General features: G+C 36.8%; 15 protein-coding genes and 1 pseudogene. 3 read left to right on the plus strand and 13 right to left on the minus strand.

All coding sequences use genetic code 11. The features are described 5' to 3' along the window. The coding region (locus MRZ08_RS03570) for a zinc ABC transporter substrate-binding protein (RefSeq protein ID WP_297379306.1) at positions 1–587 on the minus strand (587 nt) is incomplete at its 3' end. 98 nt (positions 588–685) lie between these two features. Here MRZ08_RS03570 and MRZ08_RS03575 point away from each other — a divergent pair. Then, a complete protein-coding gene (locus MRZ08_RS03575) occupies positions 686–1102 on the plus strand; it encodes a Fur family transcriptional regulator (protein ID WP_297379308.1) in 417 nt (138 codons plus the stop codon). Positions 1103–1457: 355 nt separating this feature from the next. Here MRZ08_RS03575 and MRZ08_RS03580 read toward each other — a convergent pair whose 3' ends face one another. The 4 genes from MRZ08_RS03580 to nadE form a co-directional block, all read right to left on the minus strand. Continuing rightward, the gene (locus tag MRZ08_RS03580; protein ID WP_297379310.1) at positions 1458–2735 is read right to left on the minus strand and encodes a dicarboxylate/amino acid:cation symporter; all 1278 of its coding nucleotides are present in this window, start codon (positions 2733–2735) and stop codon (positions 1458–1460) included. Further along, positions 2722–3585 carry an NAD(P)-dependent oxidoreductase gene (locus MRZ08_RS03585; protein WP_297379312.1) on the minus strand — a complete coding sequence of 288 codons (864 nt, stop codon included), beginning with the start codon at positions 3583–3585 and terminating at the stop codon, positions 2722–2724. Before MRZ08_RS03585 ends, MRZ08_RS03580 begins: the two co-directional genes overlap by 14 nt. A gap of 210 nt (positions 3586–3795) precedes the next feature. Continuing rightward, complete coding sequence (locus MRZ08_RS03590) at positions 3796–4599, minus strand: metallophosphoesterase (RefSeq protein WP_297379314.1); 804 nt, start codon at positions 4597–4599, stop codon at positions 3796–3798. Then, positions 4592–6394, minus strand: coding sequence for an NAD(+) synthase (gene nadE, locus MRZ08_RS03595; RefSeq protein ID WP_297379316.1), 1803 nt, complete (start codon positions 6392–6394; stop codon positions 4592–4594). The genes MRZ08_RS03590 and nadE overlap by 8 nt, the downstream gene beginning before the upstream one ends. A gap of 81 nt (positions 6395–6475) precedes the next feature. Between nadE and MRZ08_RS03600 the strand changes: the two genes are divergently transcribed. Beyond that, positions 6476–6988: a nucleoside 2-deoxyribosyltransferase gene (locus MRZ08_RS03600; RefSeq protein WP_297379318.1), complete on the plus strand. Its 513-nt coding sequence runs from the start codon at positions 6476–6478 to the stop codon at positions 6986–6988. 93 nt (positions 6989–7081) lie between these two features. Here MRZ08_RS03600 and MRZ08_RS03605 read toward each other — a convergent pair whose 3' ends face one another. Next, a complete protein-coding gene (locus MRZ08_RS03605; protein WP_297379320.1) occupies positions 7082–8767 on the minus strand; it encodes an acyl-CoA dehydrogenase family protein in 1686 nt (561 codons plus the stop codon). 320 nt (positions 8768–9087) lie between these two features. Here MRZ08_RS03605 and MRZ08_RS03610 point away from each other — a divergent pair, with 320 nt between their 5' ends. Then, a complete protein-coding gene (locus tag MRZ08_RS03610) occupies positions 9088–10305 on the plus strand; it encodes an FprA family A-type flavoprotein (protein ID WP_297379322.1) in 1218 nt (405 codons plus the stop codon). Between the two features lie 145 nt (positions 10306–10450). On the opposite strand, the gene MRZ08_RS03615 is transcribed toward MRZ08_RS03610, so the two are convergent. From MRZ08_RS03615 to MRZ08_RS03645, 7 genes and pseudogenes are all read right to left on the minus strand, one after another. After that, complete coding sequence (locus MRZ08_RS03615) at positions 10451–11821, minus strand: aldehyde dehydrogenase family protein (protein WP_297379324.1); 1371 nt, start codon at positions 11819–11821, stop codon at positions 10451–10453. Between the two features lie 98 nt (positions 11822–11919). After that, entirely contained in the window at positions 11920–12720 is an 801-nt protein-coding gene (locus MRZ08_RS03620) for a metal ABC transporter permease (protein WP_297379326.1), read from the minus strand. After that, positions 12714–13385 carry an ATP-binding cassette domain-containing protein gene (locus MRZ08_RS03625; protein WP_297379328.1) on the minus strand — a complete coding sequence of 224 codons (672 nt, stop codon included), beginning with the start codon at positions 13383–13385 and terminating at the stop codon, positions 12714–12716. Before MRZ08_RS03625 ends, MRZ08_RS03620 begins: the two co-directional genes overlap by 7 nt. Continuing rightward, positions 13366–14694 (minus strand): zinc ABC transporter substrate-binding protein, encoded by a 1329-nt coding sequence (locus MRZ08_RS03630; RefSeq protein WP_297379330.1) that lies wholly within the window; start codon positions 14692–14694, stop codon positions 13366–13368. The genes MRZ08_RS03625 and MRZ08_RS03630 overlap by 20 nt, the downstream gene beginning before the upstream one ends. A gap of 183 nt (positions 14695–14877) precedes the next feature. Continuing rightward, complete coding sequence (locus MRZ08_RS03635) at positions 14878–15582, minus strand: ZinT/AdcA family metal-binding protein (RefSeq protein ID WP_297379332.1); 705 nt, start codon at positions 15580–15582, stop codon at positions 14878–14880. 187 nt (positions 15583–15769) lie between these two features. After that, the gene (locus MRZ08_RS03640) at positions 15770–16222 is read right to left on the minus strand and encodes a redoxin domain-containing protein (protein ID WP_297379335.1); all 453 of its coding nucleotides are present in this window, start codon (positions 16220–16222) and stop codon (positions 15770–15772) included. 58 nt (positions 16223–16280) lie between these two features. Continuing rightward, a pseudogene (locus MRZ08_RS03645) lies at positions 16281–16563 on the minus strand (amidohydrolase); the annotation flags it as partial.

Raw genomic sequence — 16563 nt, forward strand, 5'->3', positions numbered from 1 at the left:
GGGTCAAATTCGCCATGGTGGTGGTGATGTTCGTGGCCTTCCTCGTCATCTTCATGATCATGGTCATGATCGTGATCTGCATCTTCATGGTCATGATCGTGATCTGCGTCTTCATGATCGTGATCATCTTCGCTTGCCTTTATAAGATCTATTCCCTCACTTGTATTTACTATATCAATATCTACAGTGTTTTTTACGGCATCTTCCCACTCTTCCATGCCAGCACCGTTAACGAACATAAGCTTTGAAGTAGATAGTTCAGCAATTTCCTTGGCAGAAGGCTCAAATCCATGACTTTCTGTCTTAAGATTTGTAAAAGATTTTACCTCAAACTTATCTCCTGCAATTTGCTTAGCAAGATTATAGATTGGGAAAAATGAAGCATAGATTACATTCTCCTCATTTGCTTTTTGAGAATCTGAATCTTTTTTATCTTCACTAGACTTAGCTTCCTCTTTGCTATCTTCCTTTACACTCATTTCTTCTTTTGCATCATTAGAATCTGTCTTTGCATTTTCGGCATTGTTGCCACAAGCAGCAAGAACTGCACTTAAGGCTAAAACTGCAATTATATTTTTAACTCTCATTTAAAACTCCTTTTCTTTTTGCAATTAGTTTGCATGTATGATTATATTATTATTTCTTTATCTGTCAAATGAAAGTATAATGGAAAAGAGGTGAGAATTTGAAAATAGAAGATATTCTTAAGGACAAGGACCTAAGAATTACCAAACAAAGAAAGTTAATATTAGAAACAATATCCAAGGAAGAAAACCCAATTTCTGCCGAAGAAATTTACGAAATAATAAAAGATAAGGCCAAACTTGACCTATCCACAATCTACAGAAACCTAAACACACTAGAAGAAGCAGAAATCCTACTAAAGACAACCAACGTCGATAGCATTAGCTACTATCAGCTAAACAACGATGAGCACAAGCACTTCATAACCTGCACGTCTTGCAAAAAGAGGTTCGTCATAGAAAACTGCCCAGTCCACTTACTAGAAGAAAATATAGAAAAAGAAACAGGCTTTCTAATAAACGGTCACAACTTCGAATTCACAGGCGTATGTCCTGAGTGTCAGATGAAAAGAAAATAATAAAAATAGAGCTTGTAAGATTATTTCTAAAAAAGTCTATTTTATGTAAGTATGGATTTTTCTTAGATAGACTTTACAAGTTATAACTTCTTTAAAGGAGTGATGATTAAATTTATTTATTATAAGCTAGCCATGTAAAATTAAGTAATATTTCTCTTGACTTTGACCTATGAAAATATTTTGATATTACTCAATTGAAAAATAATAAAAATTTTAAAATCCATATATATTATAAGTTAAACTAGTTCTTTCTAAATAATAATCTATAATTAGATTATTATAGTTTATAATAGATTAAATATATTATTTCCCAACAAAAAATCGGCAAGCTTTGATTAGCTTTGCCGATTCATTATTATTTTTCAACTTTCCTAATATATTTTTCCTTATCAAAGGATCCTACTGAGTTTGCTACTATTATTGTTCCTGCAGCATCTCCTGATATGTTTATGGCAGATCTTGCCATGTCTAGGATTCTGTCTATTCCCATGATCATGGCGATTCCTTCTACTGGAAGGCCTACTGATTGAAGTACCATGGATAGGGTGATTAGTCCGACAGATGGGATTCCTGCTGTACCTACTGATGCTATTGTTGCTGTAAGTATTACTGTAGCAAAGTCTGCTGCTGTTAGGTCAATATTATAGGCGTTCGCAATAAATACTACCGCAACTCCCTGCATGATTGCAGTTCCGTCCATGTTGATGGTTGCTCCTAGGGGGATGGTAAATGATGATATTTTTCTATCTACTCCCATTTCTTCTAGGGTTTTGATATTTACTGGAACTGTGGCGTTACTTGATGCAGTGGAAAAGGCGAAGGTCATAACTGGAGCAAACTTCTTTAGGAAGTTTATTGGATTGACTCTGGTAAAGACTGTAAGTAAGACCATGTAGACAAGGATTAGTTGTACGAGAAGTCCACCTAGTACTGTCGCCATATATGATAGCATAGAGATGATTACGTCATAGCCAAGGGATGCAAAGGTCCTTGATATGAGAAAGAATACTCCAATTGGGGCAAGTTTCATTACCCACATAGTCATTCCCATCATTAGATCGTTCATTTCTGTTACGACATTTCCCAAAGTGATTAGTCTATCTTCCATAGAAGCTATTAGTAGACCTACTATTACTGCAAATATAATAATTTGTATCATTTCTCCATTAGCTAGGGCGCCAATTGGGTTGGTTGGCACGAAGTTTAGGATTGTTTTTGATAGGGAGAATTCTTCTCCTCCGTCTACTTCAAACTCATTAGCTCCCAGACTCATATTCATTCCCTTACCTGGGTTAATGATATTTGCTAGTACTAGAGATAGGAAGATTGCAAGGGCAGTAGTGCAAATATAAAATACTACAATTCTTACTCCAACCTTACCCAGAGTTTCTGTATCTCCTAAGTTTCTACAGCCGTCTGCTATAGAGAAGAATACTAGTGGAACTACTAGCATTTGCATAAGTCTGATAAAAATTTGCCCTATGGTGTAAAATATTCCTTCAACTAGTACATCATCACGGAAGTGGCCTGCTGGCATGAAGTAGTGAATTAGTATTCCAACTACAAGTCCTGCAATTAAGGCTATAAATATTTGTTGGGAGAGTCCTAGTTTCTTTTTCTTATTTTTTTCCATTCAGTCCCTCCTTGTCAATGTATTCGTGCAAAGCGGATTTCCAGTCGTTAAACTTATATCCACCTGTTATATCTAGGTAGTAATTTCTAATTCCTCTAAAGCTTGGTACCATGTCAACTTTACTTTCATCAATTACTTCCTCGATTTCCGCTTCTAGTCCCATATAGTTCATTACTTCTTGGGCAAATTCCTTGTGGGAGCAGTAGCCCTCACATGAAGCGTGATAGGTACCGAAGTTACTTGTTTTGATTAATTCTATTAGGAACTTACTTAGCTCGAAGGCTGGTGTTGGTGATGATATCCTAGCTTTTGGCATCACAACTTTTCCCTTTTTGGCTTGATCAATTATGTTTTCTACAAAGGCATTTTCCCTAGAATATAGTCTAGATACTCTGATTATAAAGTAGTAGTTTGAGAAATTCCTTACGAATTCTTCTCCCAAAAACTTACTCTTGCCATAGACTGTATTAGGTCTTGGCGTATCTATTTCCTTGAAGGGATTTATTGTATTACCATCGAAGACATCTCCTGTCGAAAGTTGGACGATTTTGGTCTGGTGACGGTTGGCTGCTATGGCTATGTTTTTAGCGCCGATTGCGTTTAAAAGATATGCCTCGTCTGGATTTTTCTCACATTCATTCTTCTTAGTTAGACCTGACGCATTTACAATTATGGTTGGTCTAAGTCTTTCTATGAAGGTGGAAACTTCCTTTTGATTTGTAATATCGACTTCGTTTTTGTCTGTTGCAACTATTTCTGCATCGATTGGATCAAGGTATCTGTAGATGGTAGAACCGAGTCTACCGTGAGATCCTGTTATCCAAATCTTATCTCTAACTCCAAGTCTCATAAGAACCTCTTTTCTATTTTCTAATGTTTTCTATTGTATTATTATATACTTTAATGAAAATTTAGCAATGTTTTACAGCTATTCATTAAGGTACAGATTGTAATTAGCAATTTATATCCAAAAGAAAAAAGCTCGACGAAGCGAACTAAAATGGCAGGCCTGGAGGGAATCGAACCCCCATCTTTGGCTTCGGACACCCTTGTTTTACCACTAAACTACAGACCCATTTGCGATAGTGATATTGGAAAACCCTATTGGGTTTAGGAATCTCAATGGCAGGAAGGTATTTCCTAGCCCACTATCGACATATATTATACCATTTTTATAGGGAAATTCTCCCGAATCATAGTCTGGAAGAAAGCCCTCGCCGGGACTTATGAGAGCTCCAATTAGAGGAAGTCTCACTTGTCCACCATGGGTGTGACCCGAGAAGATAAAGTCAAAGTCCCTTGTACCCTCTGCCCTTACATCCCTTGATAGATGGCTTAGGATGATATTGATAGCATCCTCCTCGGGCTTATATTTTTCGTAAAATCTTGCATAGTGGCCCAGACCGTAGAGATTTATTTTATTTTCCCCTACATAGAAAGATCTTTGGTCATTAAATAAATATACAATACCTAGCTTTTTTATCTTACTTGCAAATACATCTAGATTGGGACCTGCTTCCTCGTGGTTGCCACTTATATAGTAGGTAGGATATCCTAGACTCATAAGATGCCTTAGGAAAAATACTGACCTTTCTATCTTTCTTTCAGTCCCATAATCTATTATATCTCCTGTAAGGATAATAAAGTGAGGGTCGAAGTCATTAATATTTCTAAGAACTTCTCCTAGGTTGGCAAGGACGTTAGAGTGAAAGTCTGATATCTGTGTAATCCTGATAGGACTTTTTGCCTTTTTCGAGTATAGGGTCACTCTTTTTTCCTCGGCGTAGAAACATTGTCTATTGATATAATAGCCTAGGCCAAGACCTGCTCCCAAAAGTCCTAGTCCCAATTTTCTCTTATTCATTTAAATCATCCAAGTATAAGCCACTTGCCATATCGGATGCTATCTTATATCCAAGTCTTGGAGAAGTTGAAAGACCTGTGATATTTGGTCCATCTACAGCAGTTGCCCTCTTAAATTGTGACGCACTAAATCTCTTGAAATATGAAACAAGCCATTTTTTAATTATCTCATCCTCATAATCATCCCCAAAGGCAAGTTTTGCTAGATCATAGATTTCTCTTGGCCTCCTGTGATATTTTAGATGATGGTAGATGAAAAAGTCGATTAGCTCATAAGGGCCTATTATGTCTTCTGTTTTTTGGCTAATAGTACCCTTATCTACACTCTTAAGTTCCGGAGAGATTGGTGTGTCGATTATATCCTTTAGTACATCTCCCAGTCCTTTTATCTCAGTATTTTCAGCAATATGACCTACAATAAAGCGAAGGTGGGTCTTAGTCAAGGTAGAATTTAGGGCGTAGTTACTGATATGGTCCCCGTTAAAGGTCGCAAATCCCTGCATGCATTCAGATAAGTCCCCAGTTCCAATCACAATTCCCCCGTACATATTGGCTAGGTCTAGGAGAACTTGGGTCCTTTCTCTAGCTTGGGCATTTTCATAGGCTGTATCTTGGCTTTCTAGGTCGTGGCCGATATCAGCTAGGTGGACCTTCACAGCTTCTGATATATCAATCTCGGTAAGCTTAATTCCCAAAGCTTCACAAAGAAGATTGGCGTTTGACTTAGTTCTCTTGCTTGTAGCAAAGGCTGGCATGGTGTAGGCGTGGATTTTCTCCTTGGATATTCCCGCCTTTTCATAAGCGTAGTCTAGGAATAAAAGAGCCATGGTAGAATCAAGGCCTCCAGATACTCCTATAAAGGTATCCTCTACCCCTATTTTCCTCATCCTAGTAAGAAGAGCGGAGGCTGCGATTTCCAAGACATCTCTTACAAAGATATCTTCATCTTCCTTTTTTGGAAGATATGGGAACTTGTCTACCCTTATCTTTTCATTTGTAAAATTAGTAAAAGAGTTTGGGCTATTTTCATCTAGATCAAAGGTCTTGGTATAATAAACTCCCTCATTTTCCTTAACAGAGATAATCTCTCCGTTATCTGCTATAAGATTAAGTCCTTGAAATACTGTATCCGTGCTTGATTCGCCTAAGCCACTTCCAGTAGATACGTAAACTGTGTTTTTGGATAGGAACTTTATATCTTCTAGAGTCTGCTCTTTAGACAAGACTTGTTTCTCATAGGCGTTTGGGTTTAGGATTATGTCTGCTCCCTTCTCCTTAAAGAAAAGCGAACTTGGACTATTTAACTTCTCATCTTCCCCTATGGCCACACCGATTTTAAGTCCACCAACTTCAACTGGAGATATGATATCTGCAGGGAGATCGTAAGATCCGAGAGTGAAATAGTTTGGAGTTTCTGTAGAAAATATCATCTTCTCGTAGTCTTTTAATTCTTCTTTGACAAAGCTTGTTAGGATTTCTCCACTTTTAATGAAGATTACAGTATTATAAATCTTTCCTTCACTTCTTAAAGGAGCTCCCATGCTTATTAGCAAATCATAAGACTTGGAAAAGTCAAGAAGATCTAGTATTGCTTCTTCTACCCTTTTTATTAGAAGGTCTTCCTTGTAGAAATCATACAAAGAAGCTCCCGTTAGGCTGAGTTCTGGGAAGGATATAATATTTACGCCTTCTTTTTCTGCATTTTTAACTATATTTTTAATTTTGTCTAAATTTTTATCTACTTGACCTAATTCAAGGTCAAAGTTTGTCGCTAGTATTTTAATATTTTTCTTCATAAGTACCTCTTCTTCTATTATATTTGATAAAGGTGTTTTAGTAAATTTTTTTATCTGATATAATTAAAGCGAGGCGAAATTATGAAAATATATTTAGGATGTGACTTGTTTACAGAAGGCCAAAGACTTCAAGCAAAAAAGGTCCAAGATGCTTTGGAAAATGAATTTAAGGAAAAAATCGACCTCTACAACCCAGCAGATAATTTAGAAATAAACGATAAGTCTGCAGGCTTTGCAAGTGGGGCAGATATTTTACTAGCTGATTATAAGAGACTTAAAGAAAGCGACCTACTTATAGCCCTAATGGATACTAAGGATCTTGGTCTTGCAGGCGAGATGGGCATAGCTTTCGAGAGAGGAATACCAATATTTGAACTTTATACAGATATTAGGCTTACTGGAAATGATAGGGATGACAAACTAAGAGAGATCAAAAAAGACGTCTTCCAAAACGACTTTCTCTATATCAACAAACTTATTACAGGCCTTGCCTATGTAGATAAGGACGGAAATGCCTTCGATAAGCCAAGAATCTACAAGACTTCTGATGATTTGATAGAAGCCTTAAAGGAATTTATAGCTGAAAATCTCTAATTTACAAAATATTTTTCTAACAAGTATTTTTTAAACTGAAAATGATAAAAATTTGCACAGAAAAGAGGCCTTGCGGCCTCCTTTTAATTTCTCTTATGCGTTTTTGATTTCTTCTATTAGGGCTGGTACTACCTTGTGGAAGTCTCCTACAATACCGTAGTCACAGTTGTCGAAGAATGCTGCACTTTCGTCGTTGTTGATTACAACTATTGTTCCAGCTTCTGGAATTCCTCTTAAGTGTTGCATAGCTCCTGAGATACCTACACCGATGTATAGTTTACCAGCAAATTTCTTACCTGATAGACCGATAAATCTATTTGTTGGAACGTATCCCCTAACTTGGGAAGCTGGTCTTGATGATGAAAGTACTGATCCAGTTTCTTTGGCAAGTTCTTTGATCATTTCTAGGTTTTGTTCTTCACCAATTCCCATACCAGCAGCTACTACTGAGTCTGCTTCTTCGATTGCTCCTTCTAGGTCCACGTCTTTCTTATCGAATGTGAATCCGTCAGCCTTTAGGGCTTCTACTAATTTCTTAGCAGCTTCTTTCTCGTCTCCCTTGAAGATTTCTAGTTTTCTATCTCCTACTTGGGATTGTTTTTTCTTTGGAGCTTCTTTCTTCTTATCCTTTTTGGCTGGTCTTGGAAGGATGTATCCTGAGATTACTAGTCTCATTATTTCGTTTGTTCCTTCATAGATTTGTGTAATTTTAGAGTCTCTGTAGTATCTTTCTACATCTACTCCCTTGATAAATCCAGATCCACCGTAAAGTTGTAGGGCCTTGCTTGTAAGTTTCTCTGCCATATCAGATGCATATAGCTTAGCCATTGCAGCATCCTTACCGTAAGGTACGTGAGCGTCTTTCTTCTTAGCTGCATCGTAGATTAATAGTCTTGCTGCCTTAAGTTCTGTCGCCATATCTGCTAAGATAAATGAGTTGTGTTGCATTCTTGCGATTGCTTCACCAAATTGTTCACGAGCAAGTCCGTATTCTTTGGCAGATTCATAAGCACCTTGAGCTATACCTAGAGCTTGGGAAGCAATACCAATTCTACCACCATCTAGAATCATCATAGCGTACTTGAAGCCCTTACCTTCTTCACCTAGGAGGTTTTCTTTTGGAACCTTAACATCCTTAAAGTGAAGCTCTGCAGTAACTGACGATCTGATACCTAGCTTATCATATGGCTCAGAGAAGGTAAATCCTTCGAAGTCCTTGTCTACGATAAACATTGATATACCATGGTTACCCTTACCAGGTGTTGTAACCGCTGTTACTAGGTAAGTTTGTGCTTCTGGAGCGTTTGTAATGAATATCTTCTTACCATTTAATACATAGTGATCTCCCTTTAGAACAGCTGTGGTTTCTGTTCCAGCAGAGTCTGATCCTGCGTTTTCTTCTGTAAGTCCGAATCCACCTATTGACTTACCTGTTAGAAGAGGTCTTAGATATTTTTCCTTTTGTTCTTCTGTACCGAATTCATTAAGTCCCCATGTACCAAGTGATGTGTGGGCTGAGCAAATTACTCCTACACCACCGTCTACTCTAGAAAGCTCCTCTACAGCTATAGCGTAGTGTTGGTTAGTTAGGCCTGCTCCACCGTATTCTTCTGGAAATGGTATACCCATTAGTCCCATCTCGCCCATTTGTTTTACTATTTCTTTTGGAAATTCTTTAGTTTGGTCTAAGTGAAAAGCAATTGGTCTAATCTTTTCTTCAGCAAAATCTCTAACTACTTTTCTAAATTCTTCTAAATCTTTTGGTAAATTGTATCCCATTATATCTCCTTTAAAATTCATAATAAATTACATTTGTCCTATGTTAGTGCTAATTACTTTAAGGATTTCATAATTTTCATAATCCTCGGATTGTCTACTCTCTAATTCTTACAAATAATTTATATGCACTAGAAAAACTCATGTAATTGTTTTCATAATATATATACCCAAATAATTTATTTCTAACATACTTTCTTATCAAAATATAAAAATTAATTTTTTTTAGATTATCACTGGTAATAATAATCATTTATATATAATTTATTTTTCTTAAATATCTGGTATAATTTAATTAACAATAAATTATCAAAGGAGTTAGAATGCATAATATTATTGAAGTACTAGATAATATCTATTGGGTTGGAGTTAACGATAGAAGAATTGACAGATTCGAAAATATGTTTGAGTTAACAAACGGCGTTTGCTACAATTCATACGTTATCAAGGATGAGAAAAATGTTTTGATGGACTCTGTTGACGCTGCCTTCACTAGAAGATATATAGACAATATCAAGGCAAGTCTTGACGGAGAAGACCTCGACTATATAGTAATCGAGCACATGGAGCCAGACCACTGCAGAAACATTGATTTTTGTATGAGAGAATGGCCAAATGCTAAGCTTGTTGGTAATGCAAAGACCTTTAAGTTCTATGAGCAATTTTACAATGACGAGTTTAAGGACAGATACTACGAGGTTAAAGATGGAGATGAGCTAAATCTTGGTAAGAGAAATCTTAAATTTGTCTTCACACCTATGGTTCACTGGCCAGAAGTTATGATGACTTACGAAACAACAGAAGGTCTCCTCTTCTCAGCAGATGCTTTTGGTGCCTTTAACGTAATCGAAGGAAATATCGATGCAGCCAAAGTCATCCACAAGGGAGACTGGCTAGAACAAGCTAGAAGATACTACATTAATATAGTAGGTAAGTTTGGCAAGATGGTTCAAAACGCCTTCAAGAAAATCGATGGACTTCCAATAAATGCCATCCTTCCTCTTCACGGACCAGTATACAAGGATGAAGAATCAATCAACTTCATCATGGACAAGTACAACCACTGGTCAACCTTCACAGCAGAAGAAGACGGTGTAGTTATTGTTTATGCATCAATGTATGGAGATACCGAAGAAGCAGCCGATATCCTTGCAGTTAAGCTTGCAGAGCTCGGTGTAGAAAACATCAAGATCTATGACGTTGCTGACTGGGATGTTTCTTATCCAATTAGCGACTGCCACAGATTCTCTCACTCAGTATTTGCACCAATCAACTACAACTCAGGACTATATTACAAGATGGATGCCTTCCTCAGAGAGCTTGTTGGAACAGGCTTTACTAATAAATCTGTATCCTTCCTAAACAACTGGTCTTGGGGCGGAAGAAGTCTAGAGATTTCTAAGGAAATTCTATCAACAGCCAAACTTGACTATGTAGGAGAAGATGTAAAGATCAACTCTGGTGTAAAAATGGAACAAGTTGACCAAATCGCAGAACTTGCTAAGGCTATCAAGGCTGATATGGATAGCAAAAATAAATAATTAAATTAACCAGACCTTTTTATGGGCCTGGTTTTTTCATTCAAAAATTTTATTAAGATAAATATCTCATATTAGAAGTATTCTAAGAAATATTTGTTTCCTTTGCAAAAGACTAATGGGCTTATATTATCTCCCGTTATTGTAATTAAAGCACTTTTTTAACAAAGTTTAATTTCCCATCTTCATAAGGTGGATATTTTATGTTTGGCTTCATACTTGATGGAGTCTCCATTATGCTTTTTTTGTTGGAGAAATTCACAAAGCTATTGTAGCCGTGATATCCTCCCATACCGCTTTCCCCTACTCCACCAAATTCTAGATAAGGACTTGCAATCTCAATTATACAATCATTAACGCAGCCATTACCGAACTCCATGTTATACATAATCTTTTCTATAAGTCTCTCATCTTCTGAGAAAAGATAGAAGGCAAGAGGCTTTGGCATGGTTTTAATCTTGTATAGGATTGGGTTTATATCATCGTAGGTCAAGATAGGAATAATTGGACCAAATATCTCATCTTCCATAAGCTTACTATCAAAGTCCACTCCATCTACAATTGTAGGCATGAGCTTGAGATTTTCCCTATCGTAAATCCCTCCAGCTATTATATCTTCTCCTTCGATAAGTCCTAGAAGTCTATCGAGATGGTCTTCGTTAATTATTCTTCCGTAATCCTTACTAGCAAGTGGGTCTAGGCCATAAAAATCTATCATACCTTCCTTTAATTTTCCTATAAACTTTTCTTTAACAGCTAAATCAACTAGGATATAGTCTGGTGCTACACAAGTCTGTCCAGCATTTAAGGTCTTACCCCACATGATGGATCTAGCAGCATTATCGAGATCTGCTGTTCTATCAACTATACAAGGACTTTTTCCACCGAGTTCTAGGGTAACTTTTGTGAGGTTTTCGCTAGCCTTTTTCATAATATGCTTGCCGACACTCTTACCTCCAGTATAGAAGATATGGTCGTACTTTCCTTCGAGAAGTTCTTCATGGCTAACTTCGTCATTATCTACAACATAGATAAATTCTTCCTCGAAATAATCATTTATCATAGATCTGATAAGCCTAGATGTCTCCTTGGTCTTTGAAGATGTCTTAAGAATTACAGTATTTCCTGAAGCAATGGCCCCTATCAGAGGATCGATTGCCAAAAGGAAAGGATAGTTCCATGGAGCGATGATAAGAGTTACTCCCAAAGGCTCATACAAGCTGTAAGATTTGGCAGGCATGGCAGTAAGAGGAGTCTTTTCCCTAACTGGCTTCATCCAGTCACTTAGATTATCTATGGCGAATTTTATCTCTTCCTTGGCAAAGGAGATTTCACTTACATAGGCTTCAAAGTTCGCCTTACCTAAGTCCATGTCCAGGGCGTGGAGAATATTTTCTTCGCATAAATCTATCAAATCTCTTAGCCTTTCAAGTTTTTTCCTTCTGAAGTCTTCTGTCTTGGTGAAGCCTCCATAGAAGTATTCTCTTTGTCTTTCTATAATTTTATCTAAATCAGTCATTTAATTCTCCTTATATTAAGTCTAATCCTTATCCTATTTATACCCATAATTTCTTTTACAAATAAAAACTAGCAGAAATAAATCCGCTAGTTATGTCTTTATTCTCTAGTTTTTCTCATTTTCTTATATAGGGCAAAGATTAACATTCCAATAACTGCATTTACTACAATGGCTCCTCCTGGTTTGATATCGAAATGAAAGGAAAGAATAATTCCTGCCATCATATATATTATTCCAAGAATTATAGTTACAAAGAAAGTTTGCTTATAAGATCTAGATATAATCAAACTAGTTGCTACTGGAAGAACTATTAGGCTTGTAACCATCAAGGCTCCTATAATTTTAACCGCAAGGGCAATTGTTACAGCAGATAGGAAAGTAAATATCATATCTATTATCTTTACCTTAACTCCTGCAAGCCTGGCTGTATTATTATCTATAGAAATTGCCAAAAGTGCTGAGTATCTACTTATGCAAAGGGCAAGAACCAAGATAAAAATAAGGCTAGTGTTTAATACATCTGCACTTGTAACTGATGAAATTGAACCGAATAGATAAGATTCAAAAGAATTACCTCCCGGAGCGAAATCAGAAAGGATTGCTGCAATTCCTAGGCCTGTACTCATGATAACGGCTGTTGCCATATCCCCATATTGAGGGAGCTTTTTCCTAATAAATTCTATAAGGAAGGCAGCTATTACACATACCATAGCTGATCCTAAGAGAGGATCAAAACCTAATATTAGTCCCATGGCCACTCCTGTAAGGGCCGTATGGGATAAGGCATCACCTATCATGGAAGTTTTCCTATTGACCATGACAATCCCTATGAGAGGGATCATTATAGATAAGAGAAATCCCGAAAGCAGGGCCTTTCTCATAAAGGCAAATTCTAACATAAAGTCAACCTCCCTTCATTCATCCTGTACTGGGTCTTGGTCATTTGTATATCCTCCATTTCCTTAAGCTCGTGGGTAATCATGACTATAGTTATACCCAAATCTTCCTGTAGTTTTTTTAGTGTCTTAAAGAACATTTCCTTATTTTCCTTATCGACACCTGCAGTTGGCTCGTCTAAGATTAAAAGTTCTGGCATATTTATCATAGCCTTGGCAATCATTGCTCTTTGGGCAAGACCCCCAGATAGTTCGTTTACCGGAGTATTGATAAAGTCCTCCATGCCCATTTTGATTAGTATATCCCTTGCCTTGTCATAGTGGACTTTCTTAGGGATTTTGATAAAGCCAAAATCTTCATAGAGATTGAGCGCCACAAGCTCCAAACAAGTTATAGGAAAGGCGATTTTGTTTACGACATTGACTTGGGGAACGTAGCCAATTTTCTTATAGGACTTATATTTTGCAATATCCTTACCCAAAATCTTTATACTTCCCTTATCAGGCTCTAGCTCTCCTAGCATAAGTTTGACAAGGGTTGATTTTCCTGATCCATTTCCACCTATTATTAATACAAGCTCTCCAGATTCAACTTCTAGATTGCAAGATTTGATTACATTTTCTTTCCTATAAGCAAAGCTTAAATCCTTAATTTCTATTGCTTTCATCAGTGCCTCCTTTCATAGAATTATATAAGTTTTCAAGATTCATCCTCATTAGATCAATATAATCCATTCCCTCTTCTTCTTGCTCCTTAGTCACAAATTCCATCGATGCTAAAGGCATTGTCTTTCCATGTAGTTCTTCGGCTAAGGCCTTTGCTTCCTTAGGATTTTTACCGTATTCATAAAATATGGTGTCTATTCCCTTAATATTAGCAAACTCTACCGCCTTTTTTATAGTCTTCAGACTTGGACTTTCAAGGCTGGTTAGTCCTTGGAGAGGATATTGGATCAAATCGAAATCTCTTGCCAGATATTGGTAGGCATAATGGATTACGAGAAATTCTCTCTGATCAAGTTCTTTAAATTTCTCCTTATATTCTGCGTCGATATCTGTAAGTTGGTCGACATATTTTAATTTGTTCTTCTTATAGATCTTTTCATTTTCAGGATATTTTTCTATCAATTTATCCTGAATAGCGTTTAAATATTTTTTGGCATTTACAATAGAAAGCCAGGAATGAGGATCGTAGCTTATCTTATCGAAACCTGATGATGAGCCTTCCATAAGGGACTCTTCCCTGCCATCATCTTTTAGCAAATTTCCATTTTCATCCATCAAATAGTATGGAAGAAGGTCCTCACTTATCCTATCTGATATGAAAATCCATGATCCTGCTTCAGGCATCTTGTAGAAGATTTCTCCTGACTCATGGCCCATCTCTAGACCATAGACCTTGCCCTCTTCTACCTCAATGGTAGATTTTTGGGCTACTAGATTTCCTTTCTGATTCATTACTTCCTTAGCCTTTTTTACAAGCTCTTCTCCTCTTAGTCCGGTATCTTTTATAAAGGCTACCCTCATCATATCCTCGTGGGTATGGGCAAAGTCGAACTTCTGAGTTTTGTCGGTCAAGTCGAGTCTTGCCATATATTGGAAATCTCCGACTGCAGCCTGGCCCTTATAGGTGATTAGATCGACCGAATCTGACAATTTTAATATTTCTAAATTTGGAAGATTTTCTCTTACACTTTCAAGCCATGGCTCCATATTCGCTCCATTAACGACTAGTAGGTCTGCTTTGGCGAGCTTTTTCATATCCTTTGGTGAAGGCTCCCATAAGTGGGCTTCCTTACCCTCAGGCATAAAGGATTTAACATTTGCCGTATCTCCAGCAATTTTACTAGTCAAGTCATTAATCGGATAGAAGGATGTATAGATTAATGGCTTATCCTTATCTTCTTCTGCTTTATTACAAGAGCTCAGAGTGAAAACAAGAATCAGTAGATATATTAATTTATTTATTTTCTTCATTATTCTCCTCACAAGAAAAGGGGCTGTTGCAAAACTATGAATAATCATCGTACTATCGTTAGAAGGTTCTCTTAGGTAATTTTTAGTGGTGCCTGCCGGCTGATGGAGGCAAAATTTCCGTGGAGGTTCTTCTAACGATAACAGTACGATTTATTCATTCTGCAATAGTCCCACTTACAAAATCTATTCTGTAATTTCATCCATGATTTGTTGGTCTGTTGTATTTGGCTTAACAAATGTTGGGAACCATTTTTCTTCTCCTAATAGTTCATCCTTATCATTACCATATCTCATATGGAAATGTGTCAAACTTTCCTCTCCGTGGATTGGCATCATAAGTAGGTACTTATACTCAGCATCTGGGCTTACTGCTTCAAATATATCCCATTCTAGCATGTGATTTCCGTGCTTCACTTCTTGTTTATCAACATATTTATATTCAACTTCTGCTGTGACCTCTTTGCCTTCATCAGGAAATTCATTGTAGAACTTAACCTTATTTCCTTCAATCTCTAGACCATTAAAATCGCAGTGTCTTTTTTCTACATAGGCATTCTTGGCGCTTTCTTCATCTGTGTTTTCCTTCTTAGCTAAATCTTTAAAAGCTTCTTGGACCTCGTTTTTATCTAGATAAGCAGACATTGAGTTCCACTTTCCTTCCCAATCAGATAGGGAAACCTCATCCATCTTTTGCTCAGAAGTATTTTCTTCCTTCTTTTCTGCATCATTTTCTTTTCTTGTCTTATCTTTAGTTTCAGTATCAGCTTTCTCTTCTACTTGTGCCTTATTATTAGCTTCTTTATCTTTAGCCTCATCATTTCCACAAGCTGCTAAGATTAAACCAAACGAAAGAATCGCTGTTAGCGCTATAGTATTTTTCTTTTTCATATTTGTCTCCTTAATTATATTTTATTTAGATAAATCATTCTGTTAAGCTGTAGACTTATCCTGACAAGATTATGATAACATCATTTTTATAATTTGTCAAGAATGATTCGCATTATCTTTAATTATCATTTTTTTAACAAAATTTGGTAAATAAAAAATCCCGCCAATAAGGGCGAGATTTGAATGTTTATAGATTGTCTATTACTTCTTCTATATCAGGAAGTTCGCTTCCTCCATAGACCTTAACCCATTTAACTTTTCCTTCTTCATCTATTATAACATTAGCACGTTTGCTTGCGCCGTTTTCTTCATTGAAGAGACCATAAGCCTTGGTTACTTCTGCATATGGGAAGAAGTCTGATACTATCTTAAGATCTTTTAGGTCTAGGATGTCTGCCCATTTAGCCTTGGCAGGGAATGGATCTACTGAAAGTCCTATAACTACTGTATCTCCCTTTTCTTGGATTCTTTCGTAGTTTCTCTCAAGTGATCTCATTTGGTCAGTACAAACTGATGTGTATGCTAGTGGATGCCAAGAAAGAATTACCTTCTTTCCTTTCAAGTCGCTTAGTTTAACACCTTCTTTAAATTGATCTTTTAATGTAAAGTCTATTGCTTCTTGATTAACTTGAATTGTCATTTTATCCTCCTAATTCTCTCTCACTATCATTTATACCCAAACCAGGAAAAAAATAAAATTAATTGTTAGGTAGAAAGCTTGTAGCAAACTTGACCATAGCAAATATTCCATAATCAAGGCTATCTTCATCTAGGTCAAATTCAGGAGTGTGGTGTTCGGCTCCACTTCCCTTTTTGTCATTGGCAATTCCCACTAGGGCGAAAAGACTTGGGGCAAGCTTTCCATAAAGCTCAAAGGACTCTGAGGCAAACCACCTTACATCCTTTTTTATATTATCTCCAAAATAATCCTTGATATTTTCTTTCATTAATCTTGAAAGATCAGGATCATTTATAACAGGA

Source organism: Anaerococcus sp., assembly GCF_022770135.1.
GTDB lineage: Bacteria > Bacillota > Clostridia > Tissierellales > Peptoniphilaceae > Anaerococcus.